Source organism: Aeromonas sp. WP2-W18-CRE-05, assembly GCF_014168615.1.
Taxonomy (GTDB): Bacteria; Pseudomonadota; Gammaproteobacteria; order Enterobacterales; family Aeromonadaceae; genus Aeromonas; species Aeromonas caviae.
In genome coordinates, this window is sequence record NZ_AP021917.1 from 2,353,955 (window position 1) to 2,371,519 (window position 17,565).

Annotated in this window: 11 protein-coding genes and 1 pseudogene; 7 read left to right on the top strand and 5 right to left on the bottom strand. The window is 58.4% G+C overall.

The window, feature by feature from the left end; genetic code table 11:
• Positions 1–99 precede the first annotated feature (99 nt).
• Together H7R73_RS11025 and H7R73_RS11030 are read right to left on the bottom strand one after the other, a co-directional pair.
• On the bottom strand, positions 100–726 hold the full coding sequence (locus tag H7R73_RS11025) for a 3'-5' exonuclease (RefSeq protein WP_029314461.1): 627 nt from the start codon (positions 724–726) through the stop codon (positions 100–102).
• A gap of 2 nt (positions 727–728) precedes the next feature.
• Positions 729–2,516 (bottom strand): putative nucleotidyltransferase substrate binding domain-containing protein, encoded by a 1,788-nt coding sequence (locus H7R73_RS11030; RefSeq protein WP_042016076.1) that lies wholly within the window; start codon positions 2,514–2,516, stop codon positions 729–731.
• A 157-nt stretch (positions 2,517–2,673) separates the two neighbouring features.
• Here H7R73_RS11030 and H7R73_RS11035 point away from each other — a divergent pair, with 157 nt between their 5' ends.
• On the top strand, positions 2,674–3,480 hold the full coding sequence (locus H7R73_RS11035) for a crotonase/enoyl-CoA hydratase family protein (RefSeq protein ID WP_042016074.1): 807 nt from the start codon (positions 2,674–2,676) through the stop codon (positions 3,478–3,480).
• Positions 3,481–3,561: 81 nt separating this feature from the next.
• Here the strand turns inward: H7R73_RS11035 and H7R73_RS11040 are convergent, their stop codons facing one another.
• A complete protein-coding gene (locus tag H7R73_RS11040; RefSeq protein ID WP_103260035.1) occupies positions 3,562–5,055 on the bottom strand; it encodes an alanine/glycine:cation symporter family protein in 1,494 nt (497 codons plus the stop codon).
• A 330-nt stretch (positions 5,056–5,385) separates the two neighbouring features.
• On the opposite strand from H7R73_RS11040, the gene H7R73_RS11045 reads away from it, so the two are divergent.
• Entirely contained in the window at positions 5,386–5,799 is a 414-nt protein-coding gene (locus H7R73_RS11045) for a GNAT family N-acetyltransferase (RefSeq protein WP_103261123.1), read from the top strand.
• A gap of 18 nt (positions 5,800–5,817) precedes the next feature.
• Positions 5,818–6,627 carry a zinc-dependent peptidase gene (locus tag H7R73_RS11050; RefSeq protein WP_103260036.1) on the top strand — a complete coding sequence of 270 codons (810 nt, stop codon included), beginning with the start codon at positions 5,818–5,820 and terminating at the stop codon, positions 6,625–6,627.
• Between the two features lie 78 nt (positions 6,628–6,705).
• On the opposite strand, the gene H7R73_RS11055 is transcribed toward H7R73_RS11050, so the two are convergent.
• Entirely contained in the window at positions 6,706–7,302 is a 597-nt protein-coding gene (locus tag H7R73_RS11055) for an acetate uptake transporter (protein ID WP_039039055.1), read from the bottom strand.
• A gap of 1,236 nt (positions 7,303–8,538) precedes the next feature.
• Positions 8,539–9,459 (bottom strand): annotated as a pseudogene (locus H7R73_RS11060) (DUF748 domain-containing protein); the annotation flags it as partial.
• A 134-nt stretch (positions 9,460–9,593) separates the two neighbouring features.
• Between H7R73_RS11060 and H7R73_RS11065 the strand changes: the two are divergent.
• From H7R73_RS11065 to H7R73_RS11080, 4 genes are read left to right on the top strand one after another with little or no spacing between them, the layout of a single operon-like run.
• Positions 9,594–11,621, top strand: a complete 2,028-nt coding sequence (locus tag H7R73_RS11065) for a type I restriction-modification system subunit M (RefSeq protein WP_182951573.1) — start codon at positions 9,594–9,596, stop codon at positions 11,619–11,621.
• Entirely contained in the window at positions 11,618–12,925 is a 1,308-nt protein-coding gene (locus H7R73_RS11070; RefSeq protein ID WP_182951574.1) for a restriction endonuclease subunit S, read from the top strand. Before H7R73_RS11065 ends, H7R73_RS11070 begins: the two co-directional genes overlap by 4 nt.
• Entirely contained in the window at positions 12,926–16,183 is a 3,258-nt protein-coding gene (locus H7R73_RS11075) for a type I restriction endonuclease subunit R (RefSeq protein ID WP_182951575.1), read from the top strand.
• 4 nt (positions 16,184–16,187) lie between these two features.
• Positions 16,188–17,456 (top strand): ISL3-like element ISKpn25 family transposase, encoded by a 1,269-nt coding sequence (locus H7R73_RS11080; protein WP_182951576.1) that lies wholly within the window; start codon positions 16,188–16,190, stop codon positions 17,454–17,456.
• Positions 17,457–17,565: the final 109 nt, after the last annotated feature.

Sequence of the window (17,565 nt, forward strand, 5' to 3'; positions counted from 1 at the left end):
TCCATGACAGTGAATGTCAGCGGTGGATGAGGGGTTCCCTACCGGACAGCACGGCTGTCCATGTAAGCAAAATGTGAATTAAATGTTATTTGTGGACAATTAGACTTTGGGATAAGCCAGGGGGCCGCCCTGATGCAGGCGTACAAAGACAAGGGCGGCGGTGACGGCATCGCTCAGGGCGTCGTGGGGGGGCAGGGCTGGTAGCGCCAGATGGCGACAGATCGCGGCCAGGTGCAGATCGATGGCGGCGTCGGGATAGCGGCGATAGAGGTGATCGTGATAGAGGCGGCTCACCTCGATGCCGCGCTGGGGGAGGGTGAGCCCCCACAGCCGTTGGCAGGCGAGGTTGAGAATGCGCAGGTCATAGGCGATGTGATACCCCACCAGCTCACGGGGGCCGATGAACTCCAGCAGCGCGCGCAGCGCGGGCTCCAGTGCCATGCCCTGTTGCAGATCCTGATGGCGCAGGCCGTGGATCACCACGGACCCGGCGCTCAGGCTGGCGGGAGCCTGGACCCGGATGGCAAGGGCATCGCCCGTCTCTATCCGGTTGCCCCGGATACGCACCGCCCCGATGGAGACGATCTCCGCCAGCGCCGGATCCAGGCTGGTGGTCTCGAAGTCCAGCGCCACCCACTCGTCGCCAGCAGGGCGGGCAAAGAGCGGGGCAAACTCCCCCTCCCGAAACGTCCTGCCAAGCCAGCGGCGGCGCCAGTGCATCCACATCGCTATTGCCTAAGACGAAAGTGCAAGGTGAGCCATTGCTGGAACTTCTTCACCTGGTGCAGGGCATGGCGCAGCAGATCCCGCTCTGCGGGGCCGAGGTCGGCCACCCGCACCCGTCCGTCTCCCTCCTGCAACTGGCTGCGCAGCCGAAGCCGCATGAACAGCCGGAAGGCCTCCGCCAGATTGGTGCCATAGTCCCGGCTGAGGCGTCCCTGGCCCACCAGGGCCTCGATGCGTCCTGTGGTCGAGGTCTCCAGGATCCCCGCCTCCAGGGAGAGCACCCGGACGCCGTGGACAAGGGGGAAGAGTCCGCCACGCTTGAGATCCAGCCCCTCCGGGGCTTGCTCCAGCCTGCCAAAGAGGGTGAGGGGGGCGTGAAAGGCGACGGCTGCCCTTGCCATCTCCGCCAGCAGATCCGGCCGGTCGGCGAGGCAGGCCCGCAGGTGGCGGGCGACGGGGGCGAGCCGGGCGCGATCTCCCGTGATGGCCTGGGCATCGGCCAGGGTGGCGAGCCAGAGCAGATCCGCTTCGCTGGCGCGCACACAGGCCTGCTCTATCCCTTGCAGCCAGCCGTCAAGCGGCTTCACCCAGGCCGGGTTGTTGACCATCACCCTGCCCGGGCAAGGGGGATAACCCAGGCGCGCCAGCAGGGCGCTGAAGGCGGCCAAGTCGGCCTGCTGGGTCGGCCAATGCAGGCCATCTCGCAGGATCAGGGCATTGTCCTGATCGGTTTTCTGGATCTGCTCGCCACGCCCCTCCGACCCCAGCATCAGCAGGCACACCTGCTCTTGCTGCGCCGCGGGGATCACCAGGGAAAAGGCCTTGGCGATCAACTGCTCGTTGATGGTGGCGATGAGCTTCATCAGGAACAAGGTGTGGATCCCCTGGGCAAACAGGGAGCGAATGAGCTGCTGCTGCTCCCGGGCGACCGCCTCGAGGGTGGTCGGGGAGTCGGCGCGGGCGATGCGCAGGGTCAGCACATGGGAGTGGGTGGAGAAGAGCCCGAGCACCTGGGTCAAATGCAGGATGCCTGCCACCTCCTGCCCCTGCCAGATGACCAGGCGCTTGATGCGGTGGCGGGTCATCAGCAGCAGGGCATCGAACAGATAGCTCCCCAGTGGGAGACCCGTCAGCGGGGTGGGGGTCAGCACCGCCAGCGGCGCACTGAGCGGCAATCCCTTGAGGGTGAGGGCGTGGAGCAGGGTCTTGCGGGTTGCCAGGCTCAGGCTGCCGTCTGCTCCGGGATAGAGCAGACAGTCGGTGCACCTGGCCACCATGGCCTCGGTGGCGGCCAGGAGCGAGAGGCTGCTTTCCACGATGAGCGGCGCCTGCAGATGGTCGGGAGCGATACGGGTCAGGATGAACTCCGCCAGGTTCTGCTGTCCGAGCTGACTGCGCCGCTCCTGCTCCCGCTGGCGTTCCGCCAGGGTGGCGGTGAAGTAGCGGGCGATATGGGGGTGCGCGTCGCACAGGGCCAGAAAGACGGGGCGGGGAATGAGCTGGCAGAGAGTATCTTCCAGGGCGGCGAAACGGTGGCGGCAGTGCCCGTCAAACTGGGCACGGACGTCAAACATGTCCCCCTCGCCATAGTCCCCAAAGGATTGATGGGGGGCTGACTCTTCCACGGCCCCCTTGATGATGAGGTAGAGCCCGGCGGGCTCCTCCCCGGCGTGCTGCACCGTCTGGCCCGCGCGAAAGTAGCAGATGCTGAGGTGCTGACCGAGCCGCTGGCGTGCCTCCTCGTCCAGGCCGTCGAACGGTGGACGGGCAAAATTGAACAGAAGTGACATGAGAGGCTCCACCGTGACCATGGGGCCAGTCTGACAAAGGCTCCACCACCGGGCCAGCCGACTTTAGTCGCAGGCCCGGGGCGGCCTCCCTGTACCTGCCCATAACACTCTGGTAACGTTGTGGTATGACCAGTTGAATCAAAGGACGAAGACGGAGATGGAAAAGCCAAGGGTCAAATGGGTGTTTCAGGAGGGGATTGCCGAGGTGATGCTCTGCCGGGGGGACAAGCTCAACGCGCTGGATCGGGCCATGTTCGACGCCATCGACGAGACGCTGAACGCGGTATCCCGGCAAAAAGGGTTGCGGGCCGTGATCCTGCACGGGGAGGGGCGGGCGTTCTGCGCCGGGCTGGATGTGAAATCCATGCTGAGGCAGCCGGTGGCGGCGCTGGAGATCCTCAAGCGCGAGGCGGACGAGGCGACCAACCTGGCCCAGCGGGTGGCCTATGGCTGGCATCAACTGCCGGTGCCCGTGATTGCGGTGACCCAGGGGGTCTGTTTTGGCGGCGGCCTGCAGATAGCGCTCGGCGCCGATTTTCGCTTCAGCACCCCGGATTGCCGCTTCTCGGTGATGGAGATCAAGTGGGGCATCATCCCCGACATGAGCGGCAGCGTCACCCTGCGCAACCTGATGGGGATGGATACCGCCATGGAGCTTGCCATGAGCGGGCGCGAGCTGGAAGCCAGCGAAGCCAAGTCCCTCGGCCTGGTGAGCCGGGTGTGCGCGGATCCCCTGGAAGAGGCGCGGGCCTTTGCCCGGACCCTGATCACCAAGTCGCCGGATGCGCTGGCGGGGATCAAGCAGCTCTACACCCAGGCCTGGGCTTGCAGTGACGAGACCATGCTCAAGGAAGAGACCCGGTTGCAGAGGCAGATCCTGGGGCGCCCCAACCAGTGGCGGGCGACCCTCAACAGCCTGTTTCGCTGGCGCCTGCCATTCGGACCGCGCCGCAACGCGCTTTGAACCGGCGCTCACTCTCAAGAGAGCACAAATAAAAATGGCAGCCTAGGCTGCCATTTTGTTATCTGTTTAGGGGTCAACGGTTCAGGTGGACTGACGGTCCGGTTCGAAGGGGTGACCGGATTGCTCCTGCTCCAGGTTTTGCTCGGAACGGCGGCCGGTCCAGTAGTCGGCGTTCTTGATACCGAGTTTTTCCGGGTGGAACACGGGATCCAGTCCCATTGCCTTCTGGGCCTCATAGTCTTTCAGACAGGCGAAGGCGGGCTTTTGCAGCATCAAAATGGCGCCGATGTTGAGCCAGGCCATCAGGCCGACGCCGATGTCACCCAGACCCCAGGCCAGATCAGCGGTCTTGACGGTGCCGTAGACGGTGGATGCCATCAGTGCCAGCTTGAGCAGGAAGGTGAGCCAGGGGCGGTTAATCTTGCGATTGACAAAAGCGATGTTGGTTTCGGCGATGTAGTAGTAGGCCACGATGGTGGTGAAGGCGAAGAAGAACAGGGCGATGGCGACGAAGTAGTTGCCAAAGCCTGGCATCATGCTTTCCATGGCGGTCTGCACATAGCCTGGGCCGGCGGCCACGCCGGCGATGCCGGTGTAGAGGGCGGCACCGTCCGGACCCTGCACGTTGTACAGGCCGGTGATGAGCAGCATGAAGCCGGTGGCGGAGCAGACGAACAGGGTGTCGATGTAGACGGAGAACGCCTGCACCAGGCCCTGCTTGGCCGGGTGGCTCACCGCCGCGGCGGAGGAGGCGTGCGGACCCGTGCCCTGGGCGGCTTCGTTGGAGTAGACCCCGCGTTTTACCCCCCACATGATGGCCAGACCCAGAATGGCGCCGAAGCCGGCGTCCATCCCGAAGGCGCTCTTCCAGATGAGCAGGATCACGCCCGGCAGCTGGCCGATGTTGAGGGCGATGATGACGCAGGCGACGATGATGTAACCCAGCGCCATGAAGGGCACCACGGTACTGGCGAAGTTGGCGATGCGCTTGACGCCGCCGAAGATGATGAAACCGAGCAGCAGCGCCAGACCGGCGGCGGTCACGTTGGGGTCGATGGCAAAGGCGGTCTGCAGGCTGGAGCCGATGGAGTTCGCCTGTACGCCCGGCAGCAGCACGCCGCAGGCGAAGATGGTGGCGATGGCGAAGGTCCAGGCGTACAACTTCATGCCGAGCCCCTTCTCGATGTAGAAGGCCGGGCCGCCGCGGTATTCACCGTTGATCTTCTCCTTGTAGACCTGGCCCAGGGTGGACTCCACGAAGGCGGAGCTGGCGCCGAGGAAGGCAACCATCCACATCCAGAACAGGGCGCCCGGGCCGCCGAAGGTGATGGCGGTGGCCACACCGGCGATGTTGCCGGTACCGACGCGACCGGCCAGGGTCATGGCAAGGGCCTGGAAGGAGGAGACGCCCGCATCCGTACTCTTGCCATCGAACATCAGGCGCACCATTTCCTTGATATGACGCAGTTGCAGGAAACGGCTGCGCAGGGAGAAGTAGAGGCCTACCCCCAGACACAGATAGATGAGCGCTGGGCTCCAAATCACGCCATTGATGGCATTGACGATCTCATTCATGTACAACAACTCCTTTGTTGCGCTGTCTTGGCGAGGTCTATATGCCTCGCTCCCTTAACATTGAAATATGCGGTGACCAAGGGGGTCACTCAGGATTGTGCGGGACTTTCGACTGGTTAGTCCGCGGGATTTAACATATCGGTTTGTTCAGGGCCTTCCTAGTGAAAAGTGTTGTGACTTTGTTAATTTGTGAATTGACATTAACAAATGGTGAATGGAACTGGACAAGATTCGGTACATACCCATCATCTGCCGCTTTGCCATGCCCAGAGGGCTGATTGAGGTAATGCAATTAGGAGGCCAGGAGTGGCAACAAGGGAAAACAGATACATCATTCGCCTCGCCGGGGAGGAAGATGGGACCGGATTGACGGGGTTGTTTGCCCAGCTGGGCTACCCCAACCCTGACGGGGCGGTCAGCGCCAGGCTGGCCCAGCCCGATCCGGCGCGGGAGGTACTGCTGGCCCTGTGCGAGGGGATCCCGGTGGGGGTGCTGGTGTGGCATCGCCTGCAGCCCATGCACCTTGCACCAGCCTGGGGCCTGATCTCGGCGCTGGTTGTCGATGAGGGTGCAAGGGGCGGGGGCATCGGGGCCCTGCTGCTGGCGGCGGCAGAGCAGCGGGCGGCAGCCCTGGGGTGCGGCCAGCTGGAGCTCTCCAGCAGCCTCAAGCGCGAAGGGGCGCACCGATTTTATCTGGCGCAAGGGTATTGCGAGCGTCCGAAACGTTTTGTGAAAGCTGTCTGATTGGCAAGAGGAGTCCGTGTGTTCTGGTCCAGGTTGAAAGAGGTATTGGGTGGTGCATCTCCCCGGGAGCCCCGTCTCCCAGAAGAGCAGGAGTGGCGCGAGGCGCTGGCGGCGGTGCCCATCTTGCAGGGGCTTGAAGAAGAAGAGGCGCAGAAGTTGATGGAGCTGGCGCGCCATTTTCTCTCGCGCAAGACCCTCACCCAGATCGGGGTGGAACTGACGCCCCGCCAGCAGGGGGTGCTGGCCCTGCAGGCAGTGCTGCCCATCCTGCACCTGGGGTTCGATTGGTATCGAGGTTTCCACGAGGTGATCATCATCCCCGAGCCCGTGACCCGTCGTCAGGAGGTGCAGGACGAGTTCGGGCTGGTGAGCGAATTTGAAGAGGAGAACGCCGGTGAATCCTGGCCCCAGGGGCCGCTGGTGCTGGCCTGGAGCGAATTGCAGCAGGACGGGGACTGGGACGGATTCAACTTGGTGATCCATGAGCTTGCCCACAAGCTCGACATGCTGGGAGGGGATGCGGACGGTGCACCGCCCCTGCCGCGGGGCATGGATCCCCAGCAATGGACCCGGGCGCTGCAAGGTGCGTTTGACGAGATGAACGATCAGTTGACCAGAGAGGAGGTGACCGAGATAGACCCCTACGCCGCCTCGCACCCCGCCGAATTCTTCGCGGTGTGCAGCGAGAGCTTCTTCACCGATCCGTTGCGTCTGCGCGCCGTCTACCCTGCGGTCTATGACCAGTTCGCCCGCTTCTACGGCCAGGATCCCGCCGCCCGCTACCCGGCCACCCGGTTGCTGGCGGGAGATCCCGGAGCGCAGGTCTGACCGGCACTGTGTCCGGGCGGCAGAAACACAAAAGGCACCCGAGGGTGCCTTTTTCGTGACAGCGATGTCGCCGGGTGCTTAGGCAGCGGCTTTGAGCTCGACGGGAGCGGCTTTCTTCTGCTCGCCGATGGGCAGCACGGTGCGACCGAACTGCTCGTTGATCACGGTGGCCATGGCCAGGTAGATGGCGCTGGCGCCGCAGATGATGCCTTCGAAACCGGCGATGGTGCCGATCAGGGTGCTGCCGGTGAAGTCACGGGCGGCCAGCAGGAAGAACAGCACGGTCAGGGAGGCGAACACGAACTGCTTCACGCGGGGGAAGTTGACGGTCCCGATCAGCATGAACAGGGTGAACATGCCCCACATCAGCAGGTACCAGCCCATGTAGGCGTGGGGGGTGGCCTCGGCCAGACCCATGGTCGGCATCACCAGCAGGAACACCAGGCTCCACCAGAAGGTACCGTAGGAGATGAAGGCGGTGACACCGAAGGTGTTGCCACGCTTGTACTCCATGATGCCGGCGATGATCTGGGCCAGACCGCCATAGCACAGACCCATGGCCAGGATCATGGCGCTGATGGGGAAGAAACCTGCGTTATGGATGTTCAGCAGAATGGTGGTCATACCGAAACCCATCAGACCCAGAGGGGCAGGGTTGGCCAATTTTTCGCTCACGTGGTGTTCTCCAACAATAGAGGTGGGGTTGATAAAAGACGCGCGATTTTAGGCAGGCTCAGGGTCCCGGGCAAGGGGGGGACACACAGAAATGGTAAAAAAAGAACACGAAAGTTTAAGTGGCCAACCATTCGTGCCATTCAGGTAGACGAGTAGTGAATGAAAAACGTTTTCAACGTTGCGATTTTGTATAAAAGGCAACTTGGCATGAAAGTCGGCAACGACGATGGTGACTGGGACTGGTGAGGGAAACGCGCCCCGGATGGTCGCGTCATGGCGGCTTGATTGAAAAATGAGTTCATATGCCATCAGACAAGAGTGTTTCCCTCCTGTTTGTGACCCATGGGCCCCCCGTATCGCTTGCCATCGCAGTGTCCGTTGCGCTCCCCATTTTCTCGTCAACCCCGCGCTCGCCACCGTGTTCCCTACACAAGGGCGGGGCGCCAGAGAAACCCGCAAGCGCGCTGTGTTGACTGCCACGGGCGAAAGGGGCGCAAGATCAACGGGTGGGCTCAGAGGCTGCCCTTGTCAGAAAGCCAGAGGCGGGATGGGCCCAGTAAAGACACTTCGAAATGGAAGGGGGCGCGGGGTTGGCCCTGTGGCGTGCGCGAGAGAGTGTTCAGGATTGGCCCGATTAGACACTGTATATCTAATCGGGCCATCTATTTTGACATGTCGACATGCCGGATGACTGGATTGTTCGGGACGGCTAGCGAGAGACAAATCCTGATGGCAGGGGTCAGGGGGAGGTTAGAGAAGGGGAGGCAAGCAGCCAAGGTCGCCTCCTGCTTCTGCTCGGCCAGACCGGCAACCAGGGATAAGGAGAGCCCACCTCGTGCCCGCCACGGTGAAAGACTCAGCAAGGGACAGGGATCCGCTTCCTTTATTCCCTCGTGGAGAGACGCTACCAGAAGTAGAGAGCCACCATCCTTATCATCCCGCTGCAAGAAGCAGGCAAGCAGGCAGGCAGGCAAGCAAGGAGGGATAAGGCTGCTCCACCATGATGTCGCCGCCGCTAGGCACAAAGGGAACAACAGAGGCAAAGCGCGGGGCCAGCAACCGCCCGCTCGCCCCGGCGGGAAAGAAAGGGACGAAAGGGTCGAGCAACTGGCGCCGCCCGGTACCTGGGCGGTGGGCACCTTAAATGGCCAGGAAGGCGTTATCCGGTCGGGGGTGGGAGCCCCTCGGACCATATGCCGTCGGGGCAAACAAGAGGGATATCGGGCGGGCGCCGGATCAGTTGTCCAGGGTCAGCACCACCTTGGCTTCCTTGTCCGTCTCCTTCACCTGGCTGTCGAGCACGAAGAGGCGCTCCGGCGCGATGCCCTGGGTATCCACCAGATACTCCTTGGTGTTCTGGGCGCGGCGCATGGCGAGGTTTCGCAGGGACTTGGCGGTGATGAGCTGCTGATCCCGCAGCAGGAGCACCGCCTGGGCGCGCAGGGCCTCGCTCCCTTCATCGAGTCGCAACCGGTCGGCCAGATCCCCGAGATCTTCATTGAACTTGGCTTCATAAGCCTCTGCCAGTGCGGACTGCATGGCGGGATCCTGCTCCAGCAGCGTCAAATCCACCGGGCTGCCGGTGATCTTGGCCAGCAGCCGCTCAAGCTTCTGGCGCTGGAGGATGGGGCGCTCTTCGTTGAAGTTGACCTTGCCGCGGATGTTCATGCTGAGCTTGGGCCTCTCCTTGAGGGCCTGGGCGAGGGTGGTCAGCTTGGTCTGCTGGGTCGGGGTCAGGTCGGGATCGCCAGGCAGGAAGGGGAGCTCGTCGAGATCCTTGGTGCCCCCCGTCAGGGACGCAAGCAGGGAGAAGGGGGAGGTGATGGCCTTGCCGAGGGTATTGCCGAGCACGTCCCAGAAGATGTTGCCCAGGCTGAAATCAGGCTGATCCAGATTGCCCTTCACCTTGAGGTTCATCTTGATGACGCCGTTCGAATCGCTGAGCAGGGCGATGGCGAGGCCGAGGGGCAGATCCTTGGCCTGCTCGCTCTTGACCTTCTCCCCGAGTTGCAGCTTCTTGATGGTGATGTCGTTGTCCCCTTCCAGCCGGTTGCCCTGCAGCTTGTAGTTGAGCTTCATGGAGAGCTGCCCCTTGTCGATGGCATAGCCTGCATAGGTGCTGGAGTAGGGGGTGAAGGTGGTGAGCTCCAGATTGTTGGGCTATTTGCATTCTGAGGTAGGATCGCAGATTTAACCTGAAAATGGAATTCAGCCTCTTTTGTGCAAAACATGGTTGACGATCATGTTTAGGTTATAGTACCGTTTCGTGCAAAAAGTGGTTGGAGACCAGAATGAACGACTTTACGGGATCGGCAGCTTCACAGGCTGATTTTATTTGGAAGAACGCGGAAGATCTGTGGGGGGACTTCAAGCATACGGACTTTGGCAAGATCATCTTGCCGTTTACCCTGCTACGCCGTCTGGAGTGTGCGCTGGAGTCGACCCGCGAGGCGGTGAGAGAAGCGCATACCGCCTTCAAGGATGCCGATATTGAGCTGGATACCATTCTGCGTTCTACTGCTAACTACCCTTTCTACAACATCTCTGAATACTCGCTGGCTACGCTTGGTAGCACCAAGACGCGCCGCAATCTGGAAGACTACATCGCCCTGTTTTCGGATAACGCCCGCGCTATTTTCGAGGAGTTTGAGTTTGGCAATACGGTGATCCGACTGGAGAAAGCGGGCTTGCTGTATAAGATTTGCCAGAACTTCGCCAAGATCGACCTGCACCCGGACGTGGTGCCGGATCGGGTGATGAGTAACATCTACGAACACCTGATCCGCCGCTTTGGTGCTGAGGTCAATGAAGGAGCCGAGGACTTCATGACGCCGCGTGACATCGTTCACCTGGCGACCGCATTGCTGCTTGACCCGGATGATGCCCTGTTTGAGGCCAGCCCAGGTTTGATTCGTACCCTGTATGACCCGACCTGCGGCACGGGTGGCTTCCTCACCGATGCTATGAACCATGTGGGGGACTACGGTAACCGCGACAAGATCCCGCCAGTGCTGGTGCCGCACGGGCAGGAGTTGGAGCCGGAAACCCATGCGGTTTGTGTGGCCGGTATGCTGATCCGCCGTTTGGAGTCCGACCCTGGCCGAGATCTGTCGAAGAACATTCGTCAGGGCAGCACGCTGTCCAACGACCAGTTTGCCGGTGAGCGTTTCCACTACTGCCTGTCCAATCCGCCTTTTGGCAAGAAATGGGAGAAGGACAAAAACGCCGTCGAAGCGGAACACAAAAAAGGCGAATTGGGCCGCTTTGGGCCGGGCCTGCCAAAAATCAGCGATGGCTCCATGCTGTTTTTGATGCACCTGGCGAGCAAGCTAGAACTGCCGATCAACGGCGGTGGCCGCGCCGCTATCGTGCTGTCGGGTTCGCCACTGTTTAACGGCGGTGCCGCGTCTGGCGAATCGGAAATCCGCCGTTGGTTGCTGGAAGACGACCTGATTGAAGCCATTGTGGCTCTGCCAACGGATCTGTTCTTCCGCACCAATATCGCCACCTACCTGTGGATTCTGTCCAACAAGAAGCCTCAGGAGCGCAAAGGCAAGGTGCAGTTGATCAACGCCACCGACCTGTGGACTTCAATCCGCAACGAGGGCAACAAGCGCCGTATTGTCAGCGATGAGCAGCGCCGCCAGATTCTGGACATCTACGCAGCAGGCGAAACCGGTGCGCTTTCCCGGATGCTGGACTACCGTACCTTTGGCTACCGCCGTATCAGGGTCCTGCGCCCGCTGCGCATGACCCTAGAGCTGGATAAGGTGGGTATGGAGCGGTTGGAAGCCGAAGCTGCCTGGGAAAAGCTCTCTGACGCGCATCAGACATTCTGGCGCGAAGCCCTCAAGCCGCTGATCGGGCAAACGCAGCCCTATAGCTGGGCAGAAACCTTTGTTAGCAACTCGATCAAGTCCGATGAAGCCAAGCAGCTCAAGGTCAAATCCAACAAGACATTGATCACCGCGCTAATCAACGCCTTTGGTCACAAAGACCCGAAAGCCGAGCCAGTCACGGATTCAAACGGCGAGCTGGTGCCAGACACAGATTTAACTGATTACGAGAACGTCCCCTATCTGGAGGACATCGACGACTACTTTGCCCGCGAAGTGCTTCCTCATGTGCCGGATGCCTGGCTGGATGAGAGCTTTACCGATGCCAGGGATGGTCAATTGGGCCGCGTTGGCTACGAGATCAACTTCAACCGCTTCTTCTACCAGTACCAGCCGCCGCGCAAGCTGCATGATATTGATGAAGACCTGAAGCAAGTAGAAGCCGAGATTGCCGCGCTACTGGCGGAGGTGGCCAGCGAATGAGCCAGTACAGAGCATATCTCGCATATAAGGATTCCGGTATTGAGTGGATTGGGCAGGTGCCGGAGGAATGGAAAACAGGAAAATTAAAGCATCTAGGAACATTGAAAGGAGGTTCTGGATTTCCAACTGATATGCAGGGGCAACCTGATAATGAATTACCATTCTATAAGGTAGGCGATTTATCAAAATCACGAGATAACATCTCGCTGAATGGGTCTTCTAATACAATATCAAGAAAAGACGCTAAGGAGTTGGGTGCGACTGTATTTCCAGAAAACACAATCTCATGGGCAAAAATTGGGGCTGCTTTATTCCTTAATAGAAGAAGGATCTCAAAAACAGCATGTTGTTTAGACAACAACATGACAGGATTTGTTGTTGACTCTAAAAAGGTACCTATTCAGTACGCTTTTTATTTGATGAATGCCATCGATTTTTCGTTCTTTGCTAGGCCGGGAGCAGTTCCAAGTTTGTCTGAAGGTGAGCAATCAGCCATCCCCATTGCAATCCCATCTTATGAAGAAAGTTTTTCCATCGCCGCCACCCTTGACCGCGAAACCGCCCGTATTGATGCGCTTGTCGAGAAGAAAACCCGCTTTATCGAGCTACTGAAGGAAAAGCGCCAGGCGCTGATTACCCATGCTGTCACCAAGGGCCTAGACCCCAACGCGAAGATGAAGGATTCCGGCATTGAGTGGATTGGGGAGGTGCCGGAGCATTGGGAGGTTAAACCCTTCTTCGCTTTGGTTACAGAACTGAACCGAAAGAATGTTGGCCTAGTTGAAACCAATATTCTGTCCCTCAGCTACGGAAACATCATCCAGAAGCCTGAAACTAGAAATATGGGGTTAACGCCAGAGTCTTATGAAACCTATCAAATCGTAGAGTCTGGCGAAACTGTATTTAGATTCACCGATCTGCAAAACGACAAACATAGCTTGCGCTCAGCCCTGGTTACGCAAAGAGGAATCATTACCTCTGCGTATATGGCCGTAAAACCGCACAGTATTGATTCTACATATTTTGCATGGTTGATGCGTTCGTATGACCTTTGTAAAGTCTTTTATGCAATGGGTGGAGGATTAAGGCAGTCATTGAAATTTGAAGATGTCAGAAGGCTTCCAGTACTTATCCCTCCGGTCGATGAGCAGAGCGCAATTACCAATACAATCAATGCTGGAACTGCTCGTATTGATGCCCTAGTCGAGAAAACAGAACAAAGCATCACTCTGCTCAAAGAACGCCGCGCCGCCTTTATCACCGCCGCTGTCACCGGCCAGATTGATTTGCGAGGAAAACAATAAATGCAATCAGCAGCACATCAGGAAAAACACTTCCAGCAATACATCATCGACCGGTTGGTAGAGCAGGGCTGGAAGCTGGGTGATTCCAAGTTCTACGACACCGAGCGGGCGGTGTACCCCGAAGACCTGGAAAGCTGGATCAAAACCAGCGGCCAGCAGGAAAAATGGGACAAGCTGGAACGGCTCAACGGGGCCAAAACCCTTGAAGTGCTGATGGATCGCTTGGATAAAGCACTGGAGAAACAAGGCACCATGCAGGTGTTGCGCCAGGGTTTTTCCATTGCCGGTTGCGGCCTGATCGAGATGACCGAGGCCGCGCCGGAAGACAGGCGTAATGAAGCGGTGATCAAGCGCTATCAGGCGAACATCCTGCGCGTGGTGCCGGAGCTGAAGTATCACCCCGCTCGTGAATTTGCCATTGATCTGGTGCTGTTTATCAACGGCCTTCCCGTGGCAACCGTCGAACTGAAGACCGACTTCACCCAGTCCTGCGAAGCGGCAATGGATCAGTACCGCAATGATCGTCTGCCGTATGACGCCAAGACCAAACGCCGGGAGCCATTGCTGACCTTCAAGCGCGGGGCGGTGGTGCATTTCGCCATGTCCGACTCTGAAATCATGATGGCGACCAAGCTGGATGGAGAAAACACCTTTTTCCTGCCGTTCAATAAGGGGCGCAAGGACGAAAACGGCACGGTACATGCGGGTAACCCGCCAGGTGAGATTAAGGCCGATGGTACTCAGGAATACCCGGTAGCCTACTTCTGGGAGGCGGTCTGCCAGCCGGATGCCTGGCTGCGGATTTTCCATAGCTTTGTCTACGTCGAGAAAAAGGACGTTGTAGATATTCAGGGCAACTGGTCGAAGAAAGAAACCCTGATTTTCCCGCGCTTCCACCAATGGACGGCAGTGAACCAGATGCTGGCCGATGCCCGCGAAAACGGCGCTGGCATGACCTACCTGTGTGACCACAGCGCCGGTTCCGGCAAGACCAGCACCATTTCCTGGACGGCCCATGACTTGGTGAAACTGCGCGAAGATAACGGCGACTCGGTATTTAACAGCGTGATCATTGTCACCGACCGTAATGTGCTAGACGGCCAGCTTCAGGACGCGGTGAAACAGATTGACCATCAGTTTGGGGTGATCGCCGCTATTGACCGGCAGAAGTCATCCAAGTCCAAGAGCAAGCAACTCTCGGAGGCCTTGTTGTCTGGCACGCCGATTGTGGTGGTCACGATCCAGACCTTCCCCTACGCGATGGAAGCCATCATCACTGACAAGGCCCTGAAAGGGAAAAACTTTGCTGTGATCATTGATGAGGCGCATAACTCGCAGACAGGCTCTACCGCCGCTAAGCTGCAAGCCGCGCTGGGGATGAGTGGGCAAGGCAAGATGTCCACCATGACGGTGGATGAATTGCTGGAACAACTGCAAAAGTCTCGGGCCCGCCCGGACAATATCAGCTATTTCGCCTTTACCGGTACGCCGAAGCACTCCACTTTGATGCTGTTCGGTCGCCCAACAGACCCGAGCCGGCCAGCCTCGAACGATAACCCTCCACAAGCCTTCCACCTGTACACCATGCGCCAGGCCATTGAGGAGAAATTCATTCTCGATGTGCTGAAAGGCTATGTGCCCTACAAAACGGCCTTCAACCTTTCCAAGCAGCTTGAAGACAGCAAGCGGGTAAGCGGCAAGGCCGCCAAACGCGCCCTGGCACAGTGGATGTCATTGCACCCCACCAATGTGACCCAGAAGGTGCAGTTTATCGTTGAGCACTTCACCAAGAACGTCGCGCACCGGCTCGATGGCAAGGCCAAGGCGATGGTGGTGACCAGCTCCCGTGCCGCTGCCATTCGCTACAAGAAGGCGTTTGACCGCTATATTGAGCAGCACAGCGAGTACGGCTTTATTCACTCACTGGTAGCCTTCTCCGGCAAGATGACTGGCAAGCAGGTGATGCACCAGGATGACGGTGAGTTTAAGGACGATGTATTTATCGTCGATGAGAACGAGGAGTTCACCGAGCAGAGCATGAACCCGGATATCCACGGGCAGGATTTGCGTTTTGCCTTTGACCGCCCTGAATACCGGGTGATGTTGGTGGCTGACAAGTTCCAGACTGGCTTTGACCAGCCCAAACTGGTAGCCATGTATGTAGACAAGAAAATCGCCAACCATGTGGAGATTGTGCAGACCTTCGCCCGCCTCAACCGGACGGCCCCCGGTAAGGATGAGGTCTTTATCATCGACTTTGTGAACGACCCAGAGAACGTGCGTCAGGCCTTTACCACCTATGACAAGGGTGCTCACATCGACGAAGTGCAAGACCTTAATGTGGTCTACGAGATCAAGGAGCGCTTGGACGAGCACGGCCTGTACGACGATAAGGACTTGGCCGCGTTCAAGGAAGCTCGCTTCAAGACCATTCGGGACATCACCCATACCAAATCGCCGCAGCACAAGGCGCTGTATGCCGCTACTGCTGGAGCGACGGCCTTGTATAACGACAAGATGAAAATGCTGCGTGATGGCATGGCGACCTGGGAAGCGGCTTTTGAGAAGGCCCGTGCCAAGGGTGATGAGGCAGGTATGAAGTCTGCCGATCACCATCAGGATGAGTATGCCGAGCAAATCAAGGCGCTGATTGGCTTCAAGTCGGATTTGGGGCGTTTTTGTCGTACCTACTCTTATATCGCCCAACTGATTGATTTTGGCGACCCGGAGTTGGAGAACTTCGCCGCGTTCGCCAAGCTGCTGCAAAAGCGTCTATTACACGAAGCTCCGGAAACGGTGGACTTGACCGGCCTGGTGCTCACCGGCTTTGACATCAATGCTCGTTCAGATAACGCGGAAGACGAAGGCGAAACCCCGGTACTGCAACCGATAGGTGCAGGCGGTGGTGGCGCGGCAGGCGACAAGCCGAAATTCGTCAAAGAGATTATCGAGAGGCTCAACAGCCTGTTTGGTGAGGCGACGCCGATCCAGGATCAGGTGGCTTTCGTTAATCAGATTTCAGCGATTACCGGTGAAAGCGATGTCGTCATGGCTCAGGTGGAAAGCAACACCCGTGAGCAGGCTATGAAAGGCAACCTCCCCGGTGCGGTTCAGCAAGCGGTGGTTCGTGCTTTGTCCAGTCATCAGAAGCTGGCAACCCAGGTGCTCAAGTCTGACCGTCAGGGCATGACCGCATTGGTTGATATGGTGTATGACCTGCTGCGCGAAGGCAAAGACATCGACCTGGATATGGATTAAGCCGATGCTTGACCTGCTGAATCTGCCAGGCATCAAGCCTGTCGATATGCGCCACGAAGGCAAGTGCCTTGTGATAGTTGCTGAGCCGGTAACGGTCGAGGTGCCATTATGTGGGGACTGCAACACCCCTATGCACAGACACGGTACGCGCAAAAACAAGTTCATGGACACGCCGTTGTACATGGAGCCCGTCCGCCTTGAAGTTCAGCGCCCGCGCTTTCGCTGTGAGTCGTGCGGAAAAATGTCCATGCCGGAGTTGAGTTTTCTGGATGACAAACGCCGAGCCACCAAACGGCTGGTCGATGTTATTCGGCAACAGTGCCTGGGAACCACCTTCCATGCTTTAGCCGAGCAAACCGGTGTGGCGGTGAACACCGTCAAGAACATCGCTCACGATCTCATTGAGGAACTCTCCCAAACCGTTCGTTACGAAACCCCTGTCATCATGGGAATCGACGAAGTGAATCTGGCCGGCGGGTATCGCTGTGTAATCACCAACCTGGCAACCAACAACGTCTTTGATATGTTGGAGCATCGTACTCAAGAGCACCTGAAGCCCTTCTTCAAGGATTTGCCGGATGCTGACAAGGTGGAATGGGTCTGTACGGATATGTGGCGCCCCTTCAAGCGTTCCTTTGCTCAGTATCTGCCCAACGCCAAACTCGTGATCGACAAGTTCCATGTCGTCAAGATGGCCTCTGAAGCCCTGGAAGCGGAGCGCAAGAACTATCAGGCACAGTTAAGCAAAGAAGATCGGATTTATGTCAAAAAGTCCATTCGCTGGCTAACCCTGAAGCGGCCCGGCAACCTGACGCCCGCGGAGCAAAAGGCGCTGGAGGTTGTAAAGCAGGCGATCCCAGAACTTGCCGTGGCCTATGACTTCAAGGAAGCATTCTTCTGCATCTACGACGAACCCGACAAGCAGAGCGCTCAGAACGCCTTTGAGGCTTGGGAGAATAGCCTGCCGCCTTATGGCATGGAGCCTTTCAAAAAACTGGTGAAAACGGTACACAACCATTACGACGACATCTTTGCCTACTGGGATGCGCCGTTCTCAATCACCAATGGGTATACCGAAGGGCTCAACGGCTTGATCAAGATGTCCAACCGGTTAGGTCGGGGTTACAGCTATGACATCATCCGTGCAAAGACGTTGTACTCCAAAGAAGCCCGCAAGGTCGGCAGTGGTATTCGAGCAGGACGAGGCAAGGTCGAGTATGGGCCGCACATTCCGACATTGTTGAAGCAGGCAGAAGGTGGGGAGTTGGATTAACGCGAGAGAGGGCGCGTCTGAGAATCCAACCAATGTTAGATTTTCGCAGAGTGGTGAAAAACAGAAAAATCCAACCAGAAGCACCTTTTTGTCCGACTAAGAATCTAGG

Bases quoted from the DNA above. Each gene is read 5' to 3' on its own strand.
- H7R73_RS11025 (WP_029314461.1), bottom strand. From the start codon at position 726: ATGTGGATGCACTGGCGCCGCCGCTGGCTTGGCAGGACGTTTCGGGAG.
- H7R73_RS11030 (WP_042016076.1), bottom strand. From the start codon at position 2,516: ATGTCACTTCTGTTCAATTTTGCCCGTCCACCGTTCGACGGCCTGGAC.
- H7R73_RS11035 (WP_042016074.1), top strand. From the start codon at position 2,674: ATGGAAAAGCCAAGGGTCAAATGGGTGTTTCAGGAGGGGATTGCCGAG.
- H7R73_RS11040 (WP_103260035.1), bottom strand. From the start codon at position 5,055: ATGAATGAGATCGTCAATGCCATCAATGGCGTGATTTGGAGCCCAGCG.
- H7R73_RS11065 (WP_182951573.1), top strand. From the start codon at position 9,594: ATGAACGACTTTACGGGATCGGCAGCTTCACAGGCTGATTTTATTTGG.
- H7R73_RS11070 (WP_182951574.1), top strand. From the start codon at position 11,618: ATGAGCCAGTACAGAGCATATCTCGCATATAAGGATTCCGGTATTGAG.
- H7R73_RS11075 (WP_182951575.1), top strand. From the start codon at position 12,926: ATGCAATCAGCAGCACATCAGGAAAAACACTTCCAGCAATACATCATC.
- H7R73_RS11080 (WP_182951576.1), top strand. From the start codon at position 16,188: ATGCTTGACCTGCTGAATCTGCCAGGCATCAAGCCTGTCGATATGCGC.